This window comes from Sphingomicrobium clamense, from assembly GCF_019264355.1.
In the GTDB taxonomy this organism is placed as follows: Bacteria; Pseudomonadota; Alphaproteobacteria; order Sphingomonadales; family Sphingomonadaceae; genus Sphingomicrobium; species Sphingomicrobium clamense.
Genome location: NZ_JAHVAH010000001.1, coordinates 1,744,027 through 1,760,028, shown reverse-complemented (window position 1 = coordinate 1,760,028; position 16,002 = coordinate 1,744,027). Strand labels below are relative to the sequence as shown.

Annotated in this window: 18 protein-coding genes; 10 read left to right on the top strand and 8 right to left on the bottom strand. The window is 64.4% G+C overall.

The window, feature by feature from the left end:
* Nucleotides 1–31: 31 nt before the first annotated feature.
* The 3 genes from KTQ36_RS09030 (at nt 32) to KTQ36_RS09020 (ending at nt 1,850) form a co-directional block, all read left to right on the top strand.
* Nucleotides 32–817, top strand: a complete 786-nt coding sequence (locus tag KTQ36_RS09030; protein WP_218633339.1) for a MotA/TolQ/ExbB proton channel family protein — start codon at nt 32–34, stop codon at nt 815–817.
* A gap of 99 nt (nt 818–916) precedes the next feature.
* Nucleotides 917–1,405 carry an ExbD/TolR family protein gene (locus KTQ36_RS09025; protein ID WP_218633338.1) on the top strand — a complete coding sequence of 163 codons (489 nt, stop codon included), beginning with the start codon at nt 917–919 and terminating at the stop codon, nt 1,403–1,405.
* A gap of 16 nt (nt 1,406–1,421) precedes the next feature.
* Nucleotides 1,422–1,850, top strand: a complete 429-nt coding sequence (locus KTQ36_RS09020) for an ExbD/TolR family protein (protein ID WP_218633337.1) — start codon at nt 1,422–1,424, stop codon at nt 1,848–1,850.
* A 174-nt stretch (nt 1,851–2,024) separates the two neighbouring features.
* Here KTQ36_RS09020 and KTQ36_RS09015 read toward each other — a convergent pair whose 3' ends face one another.
* Genes KTQ36_RS09015 through KTQ36_RS09005 form a run of 3 tightly spaced genes read right to left on the bottom strand, consistent with a single transcriptional unit; the run spans nt 2,025 to nt 6,031 of the window.
* Entirely contained in the window at nt 2,025–3,731 is a 1,707-nt protein-coding gene (locus KTQ36_RS09015; protein WP_218633336.1) for a cytochrome c biogenesis protein DipZ, read from the bottom strand.
* A complete protein-coding gene (gene msrB / locus KTQ36_RS09010; RefSeq protein ID WP_218633335.1) occupies nt 3,728–4,225 on the bottom strand; it encodes a peptide-methionine (R)-S-oxide reductase MsrB in 498 nt (165 codons plus the stop codon). Before msrB ends, KTQ36_RS09015 begins: the two co-directional genes overlap by 4 nt.
* A 42-nt stretch (nt 4,226–4,267) precedes the next feature.
* The gene (locus KTQ36_RS09005; protein ID WP_218633334.1) at nt 4,268–6,031 is read right to left on the bottom strand and encodes an ABC transporter transmembrane domain-containing protein; all 1,764 of its coding nucleotides are present in this window, start codon (nt 6,029–6,031) and stop codon (nt 4,268–4,270) included.
* 145 nt (nt 6,032–6,176) lie between these two features.
* Between KTQ36_RS09005 and KTQ36_RS09000 the strand changes: the two genes are divergently transcribed.
* A complete protein-coding gene (locus KTQ36_RS09000; protein WP_218633333.1) occupies nt 6,177–7,415 on the top strand; it encodes a polyhydroxyalkanoate depolymerase in 1,239 nt (412 codons plus the stop codon).
* On the opposite strand, the gene KTQ36_RS08995 is transcribed toward KTQ36_RS09000, so the two are convergent.
* Nucleotides 7,412–8,023, bottom strand: a complete 612-nt coding sequence (locus KTQ36_RS08995; protein WP_218633900.1) for a DUF4126 domain-containing protein — start codon at nt 8,021–8,023, stop codon at nt 7,412–7,414. The genes KTQ36_RS09000 and KTQ36_RS08995 overlap by 4 nt on opposite strands.
* A gap of 98 nt (nt 8,024–8,121) precedes the next feature.
* Here KTQ36_RS08995 and KTQ36_RS08990 point away from each other — a divergent pair, with 98 nt between their 5' ends.
* The 3 genes from KTQ36_RS08990 to KTQ36_RS11440 all read left to right on the top strand — a co-directional run bounded on the left by KTQ36_RS08990 (nt 8,122) and on the right by KTQ36_RS11440 (nt 10,131).
* Nucleotides 8,122–9,384, top strand: a complete 1,263-nt coding sequence (locus KTQ36_RS08990; RefSeq protein WP_218633332.1) for a metal-dependent hydrolase family protein — start codon at nt 8,122–8,124, stop codon at nt 9,382–9,384.
* A gap of 66 nt (nt 9,385–9,450) precedes the next feature.
* Entirely contained in the window at nt 9,451–9,876 is a 426-nt protein-coding gene (locus KTQ36_RS08985; protein WP_218633331.1) for a DoxX family protein, read from the top strand.
* Between the two features lie 126 nt (nt 9,877–10,002).
* The gene (locus KTQ36_RS11440) at nt 10,003–10,131 is read left to right on the top strand and encodes a hypothetical protein (protein ID WP_255554476.1); all 129 of its coding nucleotides are present in this window, start codon (nt 10,003–10,005) and stop codon (nt 10,129–10,131) included.
* 70 nt (nt 10,132–10,201) lie between these two features.
* On the opposite strand, the gene KTQ36_RS08980 is transcribed toward KTQ36_RS11440, so the two are convergent.
* The 4 genes from KTQ36_RS08980 to KTQ36_RS08965 are packed head-to-tail and all read right to left on the bottom strand — an operon-like array spanning nt 10,202 to nt 14,267.
* A complete protein-coding gene (locus KTQ36_RS08980; RefSeq protein ID WP_218633330.1) occupies nt 10,202–11,383 on the bottom strand; it encodes an acetyl-CoA C-acyltransferase in 1,182 nt (393 codons plus the stop codon).
* A gap of 15 nt (nt 11,384–11,398) precedes the next feature.
* Nucleotides 11,399–11,854, bottom strand: coding sequence for a MaoC family dehydratase (locus KTQ36_RS08975; RefSeq protein ID WP_218633329.1), 456 nt, complete (start codon nt 11,852–11,854; stop codon nt 11,399–11,401).
* Between the two features lie 56 nt (nt 11,855–11,910).
* On the bottom strand, nt 11,911–13,191 hold the full coding sequence (locus tag KTQ36_RS08970; protein ID WP_218633328.1) for a mechanosensitive ion channel domain-containing protein: 1,281 nt from the start codon (nt 13,189–13,191) through the stop codon (nt 11,911–11,913).
* Nucleotides 13,192–13,223: 32 nt separating this feature from the next.
* Nucleotides 13,224–14,267, bottom strand: coding sequence for a DNA topoisomerase IB (locus tag KTQ36_RS08965; protein ID WP_218633327.1), 1,044 nt, complete (start codon nt 14,265–14,267; stop codon nt 13,224–13,226).
* Between the two features lie 67 nt (nt 14,268–14,334).
* Here KTQ36_RS08965 and KTQ36_RS08960 point away from each other — a divergent pair, with 67 nt between their 5' ends.
* From KTQ36_RS08960 to KTQ36_RS08950, 3 genes are all read left to right on the top strand, one after another.
* On the top strand, nt 14,335–14,871 hold the full coding sequence (locus tag KTQ36_RS08960; protein WP_218633326.1) for a type 1 glutamine amidotransferase domain-containing protein: 537 nt from the start codon (nt 14,335–14,337) through the stop codon (nt 14,869–14,871).
* Nucleotides 14,872–14,905: 34 nt separating this feature from the next.
* On the top strand, nt 14,906–15,478 hold the full coding sequence (locus KTQ36_RS08955; RefSeq protein WP_218633325.1) for a hypothetical protein: 573 nt from the start codon (nt 14,906–14,908) through the stop codon (nt 15,476–15,478).
* 270 nt (nt 15,479–15,748) lie between these two features.
* Complete coding sequence (locus tag KTQ36_RS08950; protein WP_218633324.1) at nt 15,749–15,958, top strand: hypothetical protein; 210 nt, start codon at nt 15,749–15,751, stop codon at nt 15,956–15,958.
* Nucleotides 15,959–16,002 lie beyond the last annotated feature (44 nt).

Here is a 16,002-nt window from a genome sequence, read left to right as displayed (position 1 = left end):
ATCAATTTTCTTACCAAGCTAGGAAACCAATATGCTTGAACTGATCCTCGCTGCAGCCGTCGAAGAGAACCCCTACGGTCTCCAGGCTGCGCTTCGTGAAGGCGGTCCGATCGCGATCGCAACCTTTGCCATCCTCGTGCTGATGAGCGTCGGCACCTTTTACATCCTGTTCACCAAGCTTCTGCAGCAGCAGAAGATCATGAGCCAGGCCAACAAGGTTCGCGCCAACTTCTGGAACTCGGCGAACCTCAAGGAAGCCTCGGGCAAGCTCGAGAAGAAGAGCGCCTATCGCGCCATCGTCGAGGACGCGATCCTCGCTGACGAACAGCACAACAAGCTGACCAACCCGGTCGACCAGCATGACTGGATGCTCGGTTCGCTCGAGCGTTCGAAGGGCTCGATCAACAGCCGCCTCGGCGAAGGCCTCGCCTTTCTCGCGACGGTTGGTTCGACGGCGCCGTTCATCGGCCTGTTCGGTACCGTTGTCGGCATCTACCGCGCGCTCGTGAAGATCGGTGCTGCCGGTCAGGCCTCGATCTCGACGGTTGCCGGCCCGGTCGGTGAAGCGCTCATCATGACCGCGCTCGGCCTCGTCGTCGCGGTGCCCGCGGTGCTCGCCTACAACTGGCTGATCCGTCGTAACAAGTCGATCATGGAAGACCTTTCGGCCTTCACCAACGACGTTCACGGCTACATCATGTCGAACGGCCAGGTGAAGCCTGCCATGTCGGCCCCGGCCGCCAAGAAGCCTGCCCCGACGGCCGCGCCGAAGCCCGGCACGACCACTGGCGGTACGCCGGTCAAGCCCGGCAGCTAAGAACGACTTCCAGCGGCAGGGTCCGGCCGATCCGCGACCGGATCCTGCCCGCTAGAACCGTCCTTACGCATCTGAACTTTTGAAGAGAGAGACCGCCCTATGGGTATGAACGTAGGAATGGAACAGTCGGGCGAGGACATTCCGATGTCCGACATCAACACGACGCCGCTCGTCGACGTTATGTTGGTTCTCCTCATCATCTTTCTGATCGCGATCCCGATCGTGCTCGACACGGTCCCCGTGCGCTTGCCGCAGGTCGTCTATGAGCCGACCGATACCAAGCCGGAAAACGTCAACCTCTCGGTCAATTACGAGAATGGCCAGTGCAACGTGTACTGGGACCTCACCCGACTCAGCAGCGACGAGCTGCTCGATCGTGCGGTGGCCAAGCTCGAAGAAGAGATCGAACGGGTCGGCGGTGTCGACAACATCACCGACGAGAATATGCCCGAAGCGCATATCCGCGGCGATATCGATACACCCTACAAGTGCATCGGCGGCGCGATCTTCACCATGCAGCGCGCAGGTTTCGCGCGGGTCGGCTTCATCTCCGAACCGCCTGCCGGTACCGCTGTCGAACGCCTCTAGATTAAGGATTTAAGCAATGGCTGCTGCTACGCTTAGCGAAGATGGCGAACCGATGATGGACATCAACACGACGCCGTTGATCGACGTCATGCTGGTTCTGCTCATTATGTTCATCATCACCATCCCGATCCAGAGCCACGCGGTGAAGATCGACCTTCCGCAGGACGATGGATCGAATACACCGCCGCCGGTCGACCCGGTCAAGAACAAGATCGTGGTCACGCAGAGCAGCGATGTGCTGTGGAACGGCGCGCCGGTGAATCTCATCCAGTTGCGCCAGTTCCTCGACATCTCGCAGCAGATGGTCCCGGTTCCCGAGCTGCACCTGCAGCCCGAACCCGAGGCCCGCTACGAGCTGGTCGACGAAGTGCTCGCCGTGACCAAGCGCGCGGAAGTACAGAAGATGGGGTTTGTGGGCAACGAAGCCTATATGAATTTCGAATAGGTTTCGGGCACACGGAACCAAGGATCAGGGCGGCCATCGGGTCGCCCTTTTTCGTTTGCGCGAAGCTAAGCCGGGCGGCTTGCGTTACGAACGGGTAGGCCAGCCGCGCGCTCCGAGACGAACGATGCCGTTATCAAGCTCAGTCTCGTGGGAACGAAGTTCATGCTCTGCGACCTAACCAAAGGTGAAGGCGTAGGCTGCCGTGCCGTCTTCCAGTGCAATGGTCAGCAGGCGACGACGCGCGCCATCCGACTGTCGCACGAGCTGGTAGACGCGTTGGCCGTCGATGGTGAAGCTGCCGTCGGGTGCGACGTCGACACCGGCGTCGGCACCAGGTGCCTCGCCGTCGAGCTGGATGCGGCCGCGCTTGGGCTGGCCGTCGATACTGGTGAGCACGAGATTGGCATCGCGCGCGGAAAAGTTGATCGACAGGACTGGATTGATTTCGCCGGCGATGGCGCGTTGGCGTTCGACCTGCCAGACGCCCGACAGGGACCATTCGTTGTCGGCAAGCTCTGCCGGCCTGTAGAGTTTGGTTTCGTCCTGGGCGAAGCCGCCGGGAGACGCGAAGTTCTTCGCGCGTTTCCAGCCGAGATAAGTCTCGCGCGTGCCGATCCGCTTGAAGTCGGCCTGCATCTGGCGATCGTCGAGTGCGGCGTCGGACCATTCGGGAGAGAGGTCGGCGCCGGCCTCGACCAGCAATTTGCGGATCGCCAACTCGGTTTCCATGTGCCCGCCTTCGCCGAAATGATGGTAGCGCAGGCGTCCCCCAGCATCGCGCAAGTAATGCGCCGGCCAGAAACGGTTTTCGAAGGCGCGCCAGATCGCCCAGTTATTGTCGAGCACGACTTCGTAGGTGATGCGCTGGTCGCGCACCGCCTTGCGGACATTGTCGGCATCGCGCTCAAATGCGAATTCGGGGGTGTGGACGCCGACGATGACGAGCCCATCATCCTCGTAGCGCTGGTGCCAGGCCTCGACGAAGGGCGCGGTGCGTACGCAATTGATGCAGCTATAGGTCCAGAAGTCGACCAGCACGACCTTGCCGTCGAGGTCGGCAGGGGTGAGCGGGGTGCCGTCGAGCCACAGCGTGCCGCCCTCGAGGCCGGGCCAAGGTTCCTCGTCGGGGAGCGGGCCATCGTCGAGCGCGGTGGTAAGGTCGCGGCTCTCCATGCCCAGCACCTTGGCGAGGCCCTGTTCGATCTGGTTAGTGGGGCCTGCCGAAAGGCGTGCAAGCACGCGCGTGTCGAGACCCAGCGCGATCGCGGCGACTGCGACGAGGATCAGCACGCCGAGCGCCTTACGGATCGCCTGTCCGGCGCCAAGCGAGGCTTTCATCTTCGCATAGAGTTTGCCGCCCACGAGCAGTGCGCCTGCAAGACTGGTCGCCGCGCCTGCGGAGTAGGCTAACAGCAGCAACGCGGTTTCGCCGCTCGCGCCCGAGAGCGCGGCGCCGGTGAGGATAAGACCGAGGATCGGGCCCGCGCAGGGTGCCCAGAGCAGTCCCGTGGCGACTCCGAGCAGCGCGCTGCCCGCCGGGCCGCCATCCTCGCTGCCCGACAGGCGATTGCCGAGGTTGGCGACGGGCGCCATAACGCGATCGGCGAGCGAGGGCACGATCAGCATGAGCGCGAACAAGCTCATGATGGCGAGCGCGATATAGCGCCCGGCATTATTCGCGCCGACCGCCCACTCGCCCGCGAAGGCGGTGAGGGTGGCAACGCCCGCAAAGGTCACCGCCATCCCCGCCAGCATGGGCAGGCCATGGCGCAGGAACGGCTTGTCCGCGCGCGCGAACACGAAGGGTAGCACCGGCAGGATGCAGGGCGAAAGAATAGTGAGGATGCCGCCCAGATAGGCGAGCAGCAGGATCAGCGTCATGCCGGTTTGAACTTGAGCGCGAGGCCGTTGATGCAGTGGCGCTTGCCGGTCGGCTGGGGGCCGTCGTCGAACACGTGGCCGAGATGCCCGCCGCACCGCGCGCAATGTTCCTCGGTGCGGGTCATGAACATGCTGGTGTCGCGGGCATAATGGATGACGCCGTCCTCGGCCGCCCAGAATGCGGGCCAGCCGGACCGGCTGTCATATTTTGTGCGGCTGGAGAAAAGCGGCGTGTCGCAGCCTGCGCAGTGATACATGCCCGCGCGCTTCTCGTCATTATAGCGATGGCTGAAGGGCGGTTCGGTCCCGGCCTTGCGCAGGATGCGGTAGCGTTTGGGGCCGAGCTTCTTCTGCCAGGCGGCGTCGGAAAGGGTCACGGGATGGCGATGGCTGCCATGCGGATTGGCCTCGGCGCGCTTGCCGCCGAGGGCAAACGCAGCGAGCGAACCGGTGCCAAGGAGGCCGAGCAGGGCGCGGCGGTGAAGCTGTGTCATGCCTCCTAGTACGCCACAACCGCGCTGAACGTTACATGGACCTCAGGCGGGGTCGTCGAACTGCAGGCTGGCGAGGCGGGCATAGAGGCCTCCGGCTGCCGCGAGCTCGGCGTGCGTGCCCTGTTCGACGATGCGGCCATTGTCCATGACCACGATGCGATCGGCGGCGCGCACGGTGGCGAGGCGGTGGGCGATGACCAACGTCGTGCGCTTGCCCATGAGATTGTCGAGCGCGGCCTGCACCTTGGCTTCGCTTTCGGCGTCGAGCGCGCTGGTCGCCTCGTCGAGCAGCAGGAGCGGCGCGTCCTTGCGCAGCAGCGCGCGGGCGATGGCGATGCGCTGGCGCTGGCCACCGGACAGACGTGCGCCGCCTTCGCCCAAATAGGTGTCGAGCCCTTCGGGCATGGCGCGCAGGAATTCTTCGGCATTGGCGAGGCGGGCGGCGTCCCAGATCTCCTCGTCGCTCGCGTCCCAACGGCCGTAGCGCAAATTGTCGCGCGCGCTGGCAGCGAAGATCATGACCTCCTGCGGGACCATCGCGATGCGGCGGCGCAGCGCGGCAGGGTCGGTGTCCTTGAGGTCGACCCCGTCGATCAGGACGCGGCCGCCCTGCGGATCGTAGAAACGCTGCGCGAGCTGGAAGAGCGTGGTCTTGCCCGCGCCCGAGGGGCCGACGATCGCGACCAGCTCGTCGGGCTTCACTTCCAGGCTGAACTCTTCGAGCGCCGCCGTGTCGAGGCGCGTGGGATAGCGAAAGTCGACCTTCTCGAACGTCAGGCTGCCAACCGGCGGGCTGGGCAGCTCCGTGGGGTTGGCTGGCGCGGTGATGACCGGCTCGACCCGCATCAGCTCGTCCAGGCGCTGCGAGGCGCCCGCGGCGCGCAACAGGTCGCCATAGACTTCGCTGAGCGCGCCGAACGCGCCCGCGAGCAGGCCGCCATAAAGCACGAACGCCGCGATATCGCCGCCGGTCATCCGCCCCGCAATGACGTCGGTCGCGCCCTGCCAGATGACCAGCGTGATGGCGATGAACATCAGCGCGATGACGATCGCGGTCATGATCGCGCGCAGCAGGATGCGCTTCTTGGCGACCGCGAAGACGGTCTCGGTCGCGTCGGTGAAGCGGTCGGTTTCGCGATCCTGCTGCCCAAAGGCCTGGACGATCTTCATCGCGCCGAGCACTTCACTGGTGAGCGTTCCGACATCGGCGATGCGGTCCTGGCTGCTGACCGAAACGGCGCGGATCTTGCGGCCCAGCAGCGTGATCGGCACGACGATGAACGGAATGCCGAGTAGCATCATCCCCGCCAGCTTGGGCGCGATCAGGAAGATGATGACGGTGCAGGTAACGCCCAGCACGAGGTTGCGCAGCGCGACCGAGATGGTGGTGCCGACGACCTGCTCGATCACGGTCGTGTCGACGGTGATGCGGCTGGTAATCTCGGCGGGTCGGTTTTCCTCGAAATAGGCGGGCGAGAGCTGGAGCAGGTTGGCATGCACATCGCGGCGAATGTCGGCGACGACCCGCTCGCCCAGCCAGCTGACGAAGTAGAAGCGGGTCGCGGTGGCGAGCGCCATCACGATCACCAGCAGGATGAGATACTCAAACCAGCGCGCAATATCGCCTTCGCCCGAAAAACCGCGATCGATGATCAGCTTGAAGGCGTAGGGAATGCCCGAGGTCGCCCCGGCGGCGATCAGCAGCGCGATCGCGGCGGCGGTCAGGTGCCCGGGATAGCGCAGCACTCGCTCCCACACCATGCGGAGGTTGGAGAGCGATTTCTTCGGGGGAGGTTCGGTTGCCATGTGGACATTGCCCCTAACAGTGTGTCGCGCGGGCCTCAATCGCCGCGTTGCAACTATTGCACCGCAACATCGGGGCTTGCCGTGGGAGCCTCACGCCGCCACAGTCGTTGTCGATCCCAAGAGATTCACCTCCCATTGGAGCCACATGCTTTACGACGCCTATGAAGTGCAGCGTTCGCTGCTAGCCGGAGCCAGCCGCATGGCGGGACTCGGCGCCGGATGGATTTCCAACCCCAGCAACCCCTTCGCCTATGGTGCGATGGGGCCGGTGGTCGCCGCGGGGCTCGACGTGTTCGCGCACGCGACCGCCACCCGCGCCAAGCCCGAGTGGGAAATCACCGAGACCCTGGTCGACGGCCACCACGTCGCGGTCGACGAGGACATTGTCGAGCGACGACCATTCGGCAACCTGCTCCACTTCCACAAGGCGGACGGCAAGGGCGAAGGGCAGGCGCCGATGCTGATCGTGGCGCCCATGTCGGGCCACTTCGCGACGCTGCTGCGCGGAACGGTCAAGCGGATGCTGCCCGCGCACGATGTCTACATCACCGACTGGGCCGACGCGAAGACGGTGCCGCTCACGGCGGGCAGCTTCGACCTCGACAATTATGTCGATTACCTGATCGACTTCCTGCGCGATATTCATGGCAAGACCGGGCAGCGCCCGCACATGCTCGCCGTGTGCCAGCCGTCGGTCCCGGCCTTTGCCGCGACCGCGGTGATGGGCGGCGAGGACGACCCCGCACGCCCCGCGACGCTGACGATGATGGGCGGCCCGATCGACACGCGCGAGCAGCCGACCGCAGTCAACACGCTGGCGACCCAGCGCCCGCACGCCTGGTTCCAGCAGAACGTGATCGCGACCGTGCCCTACATGTATCCGGGCGCGGGCCGGAAGGTCTATCCGGGCTTCCTCCAGCTTGCGGGCTTCATGACCATGAACCTCGGCAGCCACCTCATGAGCCATTGGGAGATGTTCAAGCATCTCGTCGAGGGCGATGACGAAAGCGCCGACAAGACCCGCGAATTTTACGACGAATATCGCGCCGTCGCCGACATGACGGCGGAATTCTACCTCCAGACGGTCGACGTCGTCTTCCAGCGGCATTTGCTGCCCAAGAACGAGTTCATGCATCGCGGCAAGCTGGTCGACCTGACCGAAATCACCGACACCGCGCTGCTGGCGATCGAGGGCGAGCGCGACGATATTTCGGGGCTTGGCCAGACCAAGGCCGCGCTCAAGCTCGCCACCCACCTGCCCGAGAAGATGAAGCGCTACTACATGGCCGAAGGCGTCGGCCATTATGGCATCTTCCACGGCGGCAAGTGGCGCGACAAAATCGCTCCGGTGGTCGAGGAGTTTGTCGAGAAGCACCGCGCCTAAGCGCGAGGCGTCACGTCCTTCGGTTCGCCTAGTCCCAGCAATTTGCGGATCGCCTTGCGCGCGGCGAAGATCAGCCAGAGGGTCAGCCCGACCATCATCGCCGCGATCAAAGCGGCGGCGACGGGGTTGAGGATGGCAAGCGCGAGCAGCCCGCCCGTAGCGATATCCTCGCCGGTCGACACGACCATGTTGCTGACCGGTTCGGGGCTCATGTTGACCGCTGCGCGGGCGCTCGCCTTGCCGGCATGGCTGGCAAAGGCCGCGCCGCCGCCCAGAAGGAAAGCGACGATCTGGAAGGCCGGGTCGCTGGCATCGAGGATCGCCAGCGCCAGCAGCGCGCCGCCGAGCGGGCGAATGACAGAGTGGATGCTGTCCCAGACGCTGTCGACCCAGGCGATCTTGTCGGCGAAGAATTCAAGAAAGGTGCCGACGCCCGCGATGGCGAGCACCCAGTTGTTCGCGAGCACGTCGAGCATCTGCAGATTGTCGGGCAGCGGCACCCAGCCGAACTTCATGCCGAGCCCGGTAATGAAGGTGACGAGATAAAGCCGCCACCCCGCCAGTAGCGAGGACGAGGCGGCCAGTGCGATGAGTTCGACGGCGTCCATGGCGATGACGCTGGCACCGACGCGCGAGGCTGGCAAGGCTTGCCAATTCGCGTCGAGCGGCGCAGCATCCATCGCGAACAGGGAAAAAGGGGCCGTTCATGAAACGACTGATGCTTGCCGCGACTGCCATGCTGGCTGCCGCGACACCTGCTGCTGCGCAGGACACGATCCTCGTCGGCAACCTCATCGCCGACGCGCGAGAGGGCGGAACGGGGCCCGCGACCATTACGGTCAACCAGGGGCGGATCGTGGCGGTCGAGCCGGGGCATCAACGCCCTCCTTCGGGTGAAGTCGTCGACCTGTCGGACAAGACGGTGATGCCGGGCCTCATCGACCTGCACACGCATCTGTCGGGCGATCCCAGCGGCGATTACTGGCGCGCGGCGACGACTCCGGTCGAATGGAATACGGTGCTGGCGGTCAAGAATGCGCGAAAGACGCTCGAGGCCGGTTTCACCACCGTCCGCAACCCGGGCAGCGACCAGCATAGCGCCCACATGCTGCGCCGCGCGACCGAGCAATGGGTCGTGCCGGGACCGCGCATCTGGTCGGCAGGCCCCGCGCTGGCGATCATCGGTGGCCACGGCGACACCAACGGCTTCCGCCCCGAGATCAACGAATTGCTCGACAGCGGTTATAACTGCACCGGACCGACCGAGTGCGCCGCCAAGGTGCGGCTGGCGAGCCAGAATGGTGCCGACTTCATCAAGATCACCGCGACCGGCGGCGTGCTCAGCCAGCAGGGCAGGGGGCTCGAGGCGCATTTCACCGACGCGGAAATGAAGAGCATCGTCGACACCGCCGCGACGCTGGGCATCCATGTCGCCGCACATGCGCATGGCGCGCGCGGGATCGAGGCGGCCTCGAACGCGGGCGTGCGCACGATCGAACATGGAACCTATCTCGATCGCGAGGCGGCGCGAGCGATGAAGGCTAATGGCACCGTGCTCGTCCCCACGCTGATGGCGTTCAAGGGGATCGAGGAGGGGCTGGCCAAGAACATGTACACGCCCGTCGTCGTGCCCAAGGTGCGCGCCACCGTCGCGCTGACCGGGGAACAGGTGCGCATGGCGCTCGCCGAGGGTGTCACCGTCGCGTTCGGCACCGACAGCGGCGTGTTCGAACATGGCCGCAACGGCGAGGAATTCCAGATGCTGGTCGATGCCGGGATGAACCCGACGCAGGCGCTGGTTTCGGCCACCATCACGGCCGCCGAAGTCCTCGACATGGGTAATGAGATCGGACGGATCGCCCCCGGCATGAGCGCGGACCTCATCGCGTTCGACGGCGATCCCTACCAAGACGTCACCGTATTGGAGGAAGTCGATTGGGTGATGGTGCGCGGACGGACGCTCGAATAGTGGCGAAAGCGCAAGAATTACGGTAAACGGGAGAAATCTTCCCCCTCACCAGTAGGAGCTTGTGGGATGAACAGCCTAAGAGATTATCTTTCCCCAGTCGCGCGGCTGATGCTCGCGATGGTCTTCATCGTGGCCGGATTGCAGAAGGTCGGGTCCTATCAGGAGACCGTCGCCTACATGGAAAGCCAGGGTGTGTCCGGCGTGTTGCTGCCGGTCGTCCTGCTCGTCGAGATTGGCGGTGGCTTGATGGTGGCGGCGGGTTGGCATGCGCGCACCGCGGCGGGCGTGTTGGCGCTGTTCAGCCTTGCGGCGGGGTTGGTGTTCCAGCTCATGCCTGCGCTCGAAGCCTATGATCCCGACCTGTTCTACGGCCACATCTCGCACTTCTGGAAGGATGTCGCGATCGCCGGCGGGATGGCGATGATCGTCGCCAACGGCCCGGGCCTCTTCTCGCTCGAGTCGAGGAAAGCGTCGACCGCGCCCGCAGAATAGCGAAAAACCTCGGCGCGAAAGCTGAGGTTCATCTTGGGACGACAAACGGCAGGCCGCCTTCGATCAGCGGCATGGACGCGTCATTCTCCGGTGATTACGTTTGTAATCCCAAAAAGGAGAAGAGCGATGTTCACCCAGATGACCAAGGCCTTTGCCGCCAGTTTCTTCCTGATCGTGGGGACATTGGCGATGTTCGAGCCCGCCACCGCCCAGACCGGCGTGGCTGTCGAGGCCGGAGACGAGATTAGCGCCTAAAGCGACGCGAGGGTGCTAAAAAGGGGGACGGCCCGCATTTGTGGAGAGTGCGGGCCGTTTCCTTTGGTCTCTAGAGGATTTCGAACAGCCCCGCCGCGCCCATGCCGCCACCGACGCACATGGTGACGACGACATATTTGGCGCCGCGACGCTTGCCTTCGATCAGCGCGTGGCCGGTGCAGCGCGCACCCGTCATGCCGTAGGGGTGGCCGATCGAGATCGAACCGCCGTCGACGTTGAGGATGTCATTGTCGATGCCCAGCTTGTCGCGGCAGTAGAGCACCTGCACCGCGAAGGCTTCGTTGAGCTCCCACAAGCCGATATCGTCCATCTTCAGCCCGAACCGGTCGAGCAGTTTGGGGATGGCGAAGACCGGGCCGATTCCCATTTCGTCGGGCTCGGTGCCAGCAACCGCCATGCCGACATAACGGCCGAGCGGCTGGAGCCCGCGCTTGGCGGCTTCTCCGGCTTCCATCACGATGCAGGCCGAACTGCCGTCCGAGAGCTGCGAGGCGTTGCCCGCGGTAATGGTAGTGTCCGGCCCCATGACCGGCTGCAGGTTGTTGAGGCCCTCAAGCGTGGTCGAAGGACGGTTGCCTTCGTCCTTTTCGAGCGTGATGTCCTGCTTGGAGACCTCGCCCGTTTCCTTGTCCTTGACCATCATCGTGGTCGAGACCGACACGATCTCGTCGTCGAAGCGGCCTTCCTCCTGCGCGGCGGCGGTGCGCTGCTGCGACTGGAGCGCATATTCGTCCTGTGCCTCGCGCGAGACTCCGTAACGCTGCGCGACCGTCTCGGCGGTCTGCAGCATCGGCATGTAAACATCCTTGTGCATCGCCACGAGGCTGGGATCCATCGCGATGCGCATCTCGGGCGTCTGGACGAGGCTGATGCTGTCCTGCCCGCCAGCGGCGACGATATCCATCTTGTCGGTGATGACCTGCTTGGCCGCGGTCGCGATCGCCATCAGGCCCGAGGAGCATTGGCGGTCGATCGTCTGGCCCGAGACAGTGACGGGGCAGCCTGCCTTGAGCGCGACCTGGCGGCCGATATTGCCCGCCTGCGTCCCCTGGGTCAGGACCGCGCCCCACACGACATCGTCGATCTCGCCCGCCTCGATCCCGGCGCGTTCGATCGCAGGGGCCAGCGAAAAGGCGCCCAGCGTGGCGCCCGGCGTGGCGTTGAACGCGCCCTTATAGGCACGGCCGATGGGGGTACGGGCGGTGGAAACGATGACTGCGTCGCGGGACATATCGTGGATTCCTTCTTAGGTGATGATCAGGCCGAGCCAGTCGGCCAGCAATGCGGGTTTGTCTTCGCCCTCGATTTCGACGGTGACGCCGAAGGTCATGAGGATCTGGCCGGGTGCCTTGTCCTTCATGTCCTTTAGAACGAAGCGGCCGCGAACTCGTTTCCCGGCGCGTACGGGCGCGAGGAAGCGGACGCGGTCGAGGCCGTAATTGACGGCCATTTTGGTAGTTTCGGGCACCAGCATGACGTCGGCGCCCATCCGGCTTAACAGGCTGAGCGACAGGAAGCCGTGCGCGATGGTGCCGCCGAAGGGCGTCTGCGCGGCGGCTGCGGGATCGGTGTGGATGAACTGCCGGTCCTCGGTCGCCTCGGCGAAGGCGTCGATGCGCTCCTGGCCGACCTCGATCCAGCCCGAAATACCGATCTCGGTGCCGAGCGCGGCTTGGATCTCTTCGAGGGTGGCGACAGGCATGGGGCTCTACATAGGTTGACGTTTACGTAAACGCAAGGCCCGTTGCGAAGCGAAACTTATTCGCAATCAGTGTCGGGACTAGATTTGGCCTGACGCACCTTGGCCGCCGGTTTGCGCGCAGCCGGCGGATCGTCACGCTGGTCGATTTCGGCGAGCGCTCCCGACAGCGCTGCGGGGTAGGGCATGATCATCGTGCCATCGGGCGCCGACGTGAACGTCGTCTGCGTCGGGTAGGCGAACTCGATTCCTTCGCGCGAGAAGATTTCGAGCATCGTGATATGGATCAGCGACTGCGTCCCCACGATTTCGTTGAAGTCGGTGCTTTCATGCTCGTAAACCAGCTCGAAATTGATCGAGCTGTCGCCGAAGCCGGTGCACACACAGCGCACGATCTCGATTTCGTCAAAGCCCGACAGCGCCTCCTCGCACAGCGCGCGCATCTGCTTCAGCTTCTTGGGCGATGTCTGGTAGATCACGCCGAAGGGGATGGTGCGACGGCGCTTGAACGCCTCGTTGATATTCGACACTTCCTGGTCGAGCAGCTTGGTATTGTTGATCACCACCTGCTCGCCCGTGACCGAGCGGATGCGGGTCGACTTCATGCCGACCTTCTCGACCGTGCCGACCGTGCCGCCGACCCCGCCATAGGTGATCGTGTCACCCTTCTTGAAGGGCTTGTCGAACACGATCGAGAGCGCGGCGAACAGGTCGGAGAAGATGCCCTGCGCGGCGAGACCGATGGCGATGCCGCCGATCCCGAAACCGGCGATGAGCGGGCCGACATCGACGCCCAGATTGTCGAGGATGATCAGGATCGCGATCGCGAAGGCGGCGATGCTGACCAGCACGCGGATCAACGACAATGCGTTGGCAAGCGTGCTTTCCGGATCGTCGTCCTCGGCCACCTTCGAGGTGATGATGCCGAGGATCAGTTCGCGCGCCCAGATCGCCCCCTGCAATGCCGCGACGACGATGAAGGCGATGTCGAACAGCCGGTCGATCGTTGCTGGCACCTTGGTGTAGTGAATGACGATGTTGCTTGCCGCGACGACCATGAAGATCAGGGTCGTCTTGGCGAAGACGCTGGCGATAATGTCCTTGAAGCTGGTGCGCTCGGGATGGCGGTCCTGATACCGGCGACCGATCGTCCGCGCGATCAGCATCAACCCGACGATACCCAGCGCGACCAGCGCGCCGATCGACAGTCCCTGCCAATTCTCGGCCAGCCATTCGATCGTCTGTTCGATCGGGCGCTCGAAGCGCTCGGCGGTTTCTTCGACAATGGCGGCATCTTCGGAGAGGGCGGTCTCCGCGACTTGGGTCAAGGCATCGGTCATGCGCTCCTCAATGGGGGCACAAGCGCGCAAGTTCAACCGCGGTCGACCCGAAGCACGTTGAGCAGGCGACGACGCATGCTCTTTTTGTCGCCGTCGAGGAAGGCAAGCAGCTGCGTTTCCGCCTTGCTCAGCCCGCGGCGCTTGCGCTTGACCGGCTTCTTGCCCTTGAGCGGGTCGAGTGGCTCGGCTTTCACGGCTTCGACCAGCAAGGGGTGGATATAGGAGGAGCGCGTGACCGCGGGCGTATTGCCGAGCGCCTCGGCGACCGGTTCGATCAGGTTGGCAACCGACAAGGGCCGCCGCTCCTTCTTCGCCGCCAGGATCTCCTCCATCGCCAGCTTCGAGGCGCCCCACGTGCGGAATTTCTTCGCGGTGAAGTCGGTGCCGCTGATCGCGCGCAAATAGTCGTTCACGTCGGCGCTATCGATCGTCCGGCGTTTTCCGTTGTCATCGAGATATTGGAACAGTTCCTGCCCCGGCAGGTCCTGGCATTCCGACAGGATGCGCACCAGCGCGGGTTCGGTAATGGTCACGTCGCGCTTGACCCCGTGCTTGCCGCGAAAGTTGACCTTCAGCCGCGTTTTCAGCCGCTCGACATGGCGCACTCGAAGCGTCGTCAGGCCAAAGCTCTTATTCCCTTTCGCGTAACGGCGATTGCCGATTCTAAGATGCGCCGTGTCGAGCAGGCGTACCACCGCAGCAAGGACCGTTTCGCGCGATAGCTTGCGCTTGCGCAGGTCCTTGGCCACGCGCTTGCGGATCTTGGGCAGCGCCTTGCCGAACTCGGCCGTGCGCGCGAACTTGTCGGCCTCGGCGTGAAGCCGATATTCGTCATGATAGCGATATTGCTTGCGGCCCTTCTCGTCATAGCCGGTCGCCTGGATATGCCCGTTCTCGTCGCGACAATACCAGACGTTGCGATAGGCGGGGGGCACGGCAAGCGCGTTCAGGCGCTTCTTGATCGCCTCGTCCTCGACCTTATGTCCGCCCGCATCGTAGAAGGCGAACCCCTTGCCGAACCGGCGGCGTGAGTAGCCGGGTTCTTCATCGTTCGATTGGCGCAAGTCGGCGGGCATGACGGATCATGAAGCGCTGGCAGGGCGTTCGGTTCCACGAGCGATCATCAGACGGAGACAGGATTTCATGGACGATTTGACGGGCAAGAGCGTGCTGATCATGGCGAGCGACGGGTTCGAGGAAGTCGAGCTCACCGGCCCGCGCGACGACCTTGCCAAGGCGGGCGCAAGGGTCGTGATCGCCGCACCCGACCTGCAGCCGATCCAGGCGCGCGTGGCCGACGAGCCGACCATCAAGGTCCAGCCCGACCTGAAAATCGAAGAGGTCGACGCGGGCGATTACGACGCGCTCGTGCTGCCCGGTGGGGTTATCAATCCCGACCATCTGCGCACCAATGACACCGCCGTCGCGCTCATTCGCGCTTTCGACGAGGCAGGCAAGCCGGTCGCGGCGATCTGCCACGGGCCGTGGCTGCTGGTCGAAGCCGACATCGTGCGCGGCAAGACGGTCACCAGCTGGCCCTCGATCCGCACCGATTTGCGCAATGCGGGCGGCGAGGTAGTCGATCGTAGCGTCGTGGTCGACGGCAATCTCATCACCTCGCGCCAGCCCGAGGATGTGCCCGATTTCAACGCCGCCATCGCCAGGGCGCTTTGCGGCTAAGGATTGGTCAACCAGTCCGCCCTAGGATGACGGCATGGAAAAACGGTTCGAATCACTGCTTGATTACGGCACCTCGGCCATCGCCGGCGGAGCCAGCGGCTGGTGCTGCGCCATGCTGGTCGGCTCGCCCCTCGCGCCCGTGGCCGCAGGCGGTGTCGGCTTTGTCGGTGTTCTTGCGCTGATGAAGCGGGTGGGGTCTGGCGGCCGCACGCGCCCGATCGCGCTCGAGCCGCTGCCGCTTCCCGAGTTCCAGGAACCCGAAGAGCTGTTGCTCGATCAACCCGCCCCAACGGCGGTCGCCGACGCGCAGCAGCGGATTGCGTCGGCTTTCGACGCGCTTGCCGCGCCCGCGGCCGAGCATGACGTCGACGAAGACGTGCTGCTGCTCGACGACCCGCTACCGCGCGACGACAATCGCGTCGTCGCCCTGTTCGGGGGCGAGCGCGGCGGTCGCGGCGACCCGGCCAAGATCAAGGCGCGCATCGACGCGCATCTTGCGGCTGGCGAGGGGCCGCGCCCCCCGGCGCCCGGTGGTCCCGAGCTGGTGCCCGATGCCAGCGATGCCCTCGCGGCCGCGTTGAAGGGGTTGCGCTCGGACAAGGGCTAGTCGTCCGAGCGGATGGTCAGAGCTTCGGGGTCGATCACGACCGACCCGTCTTTTTCGATCACCGGCGATTGCGGCATGACGACGTCGATCACGACATGGCCGGACAATCCTTCCTATCCCGACTGGCCCGACCGCTCGCCTGCCGATCTCGACATCGTGGGACGCGTGCTCTGGGCGGGGCGCAAGCTCGACTGAAATTTTCATGGTTACCGCGGCGTTGATCATGACCGTTGGCGATGATGCAATCGCCGCGGGGTTAAAGGGTGGGTCATGGACACGCCCTTCATTTCCGGCCCCCAAGCGGTCGACGACGCCACCCAGCTCATCTCCATCTTCGGGGAGGATGCCGGCTATGAAGCGGCCGCGCGTGCCGAAACCAGCCGCGCCAACGGCAACGTCATCCGCTACTGCCACTGGCGGCAGATCGAACGGCTGATCGTCGCGTTGGGCGATCGCGAAGCCGCGGGCACGATCCACTAAAGAGCTTTCACGCCGTCCAAAGCCGGACTAGGCTCGCCTCCTTA

What these genes read in the sequence shown, in the direction of transcription:
- KTQ36_RS08980 (WP_218633330.1), bottom strand. Translation starts at nt 11,383, where the DNA reads ATGTCCCGCGACGCAGTCATCGTTTCCACCGCCCGTACCCCCATCGGC.
- KTQ36_RS08950 (WP_218633324.1), top strand. Translation starts at nt 15,749, where the DNA reads ATGGACACGCCCTTCATTTCCGGCCCCCAAGCGGTCGACGACGCCACC.
- KTQ36_RS08995 (WP_218633900.1), bottom strand. Translation starts at nt 8,023, where the DNA reads ATGGACGCCGTCGAACTCATCGCACTGGCCGCCTCGTCCTCGCTACTG.
- KTQ36_RS09020 (WP_218633337.1), top strand. Translation starts at nt 1,422, where the DNA reads ATGGCTGCTGCTACGCTTAGCGAAGATGGCGAACCGATGATGGACATC.
- KTQ36_RS08960 (WP_218633326.1), top strand. Translation starts at nt 14,335, where the DNA reads ATGGACGATTTGACGGGCAAGAGCGTGCTGATCATGGCGAGCGACGGG.
- KTQ36_RS08985 (WP_218633331.1), top strand. Translation starts at nt 9,451, where the DNA reads ATGAACAGCCTAAGAGATTATCTTTCCCCAGTCGCGCGGCTGATGCTC.
- KTQ36_RS09015 (WP_218633336.1), bottom strand. Translation starts at nt 3,731, where the DNA reads ATGACGCTGATCCTGCTGCTCGCCTATCTGGGCGGCATCCTCACTATT.
- KTQ36_RS08955 (WP_218633325.1), top strand. Translation starts at nt 14,906, where the DNA reads ATGGAAAAACGGTTCGAATCACTGCTTGATTACGGCACCTCGGCCATC.
- KTQ36_RS09000 (WP_218633333.1), top strand. Translation starts at nt 6,177, where the DNA reads ATGCTTTACGACGCCTATGAAGTGCAGCGTTCGCTGCTAGCCGGAGCC.
- KTQ36_RS09030 (WP_218633339.1), top strand. Translation starts at nt 32, where the DNA reads ATGCTTGAACTGATCCTCGCTGCAGCCGTCGAAGAGAACCCCTACGGT.
- KTQ36_RS11440 (WP_255554476.1), top strand. Translation starts at nt 10,003, where the DNA reads ATGTTCACCCAGATGACCAAGGCCTTTGCCGCCAGTTTCTTCCTGATC.
- KTQ36_RS08990 (WP_218633332.1), top strand. Translation starts at nt 8,122, where the DNA reads ATGAAACGACTGATGCTTGCCGCGACTGCCATGCTGGCTGCCGCGACA.
- KTQ36_RS08975 (WP_218633329.1), bottom strand. Translation starts at nt 11,854, where the DNA reads ATGCCTGTCGCCACCCTCGAAGAGATCCAAGCCGCGCTCGGCACCGAG.
- KTQ36_RS08965 (WP_218633327.1), bottom strand. Translation starts at nt 14,267, where the DNA reads ATGCCCGCCGACTTGCGCCAATCGAACGATGAAGAACCCGGCTACTCA.
- KTQ36_RS09005 (WP_218633334.1), bottom strand. Translation starts at nt 6,031, where the DNA reads ATGGCAACCGAACCTCCCCCGAAGAAATCGCTCTCCAACCTCCGCATG.
- KTQ36_RS08970 (WP_218633328.1), bottom strand. Translation starts at nt 13,191, where the DNA reads ATGACCGATGCCTTGACCCAAGTCGCGGAGACCGCCCTCTCCGAAGAT.
- msrB (WP_218633335.1), bottom strand. Translation starts at nt 4,225, where the DNA reads ATGACACAGCTTCACCGCCGCGCCCTGCTCGGCCTCCTTGGCACCGGT.
- KTQ36_RS09025 (WP_218633338.1), top strand. Translation starts at nt 917, where the DNA reads ATGGGTATGAACGTAGGAATGGAACAGTCGGGCGAGGACATTCCGATG.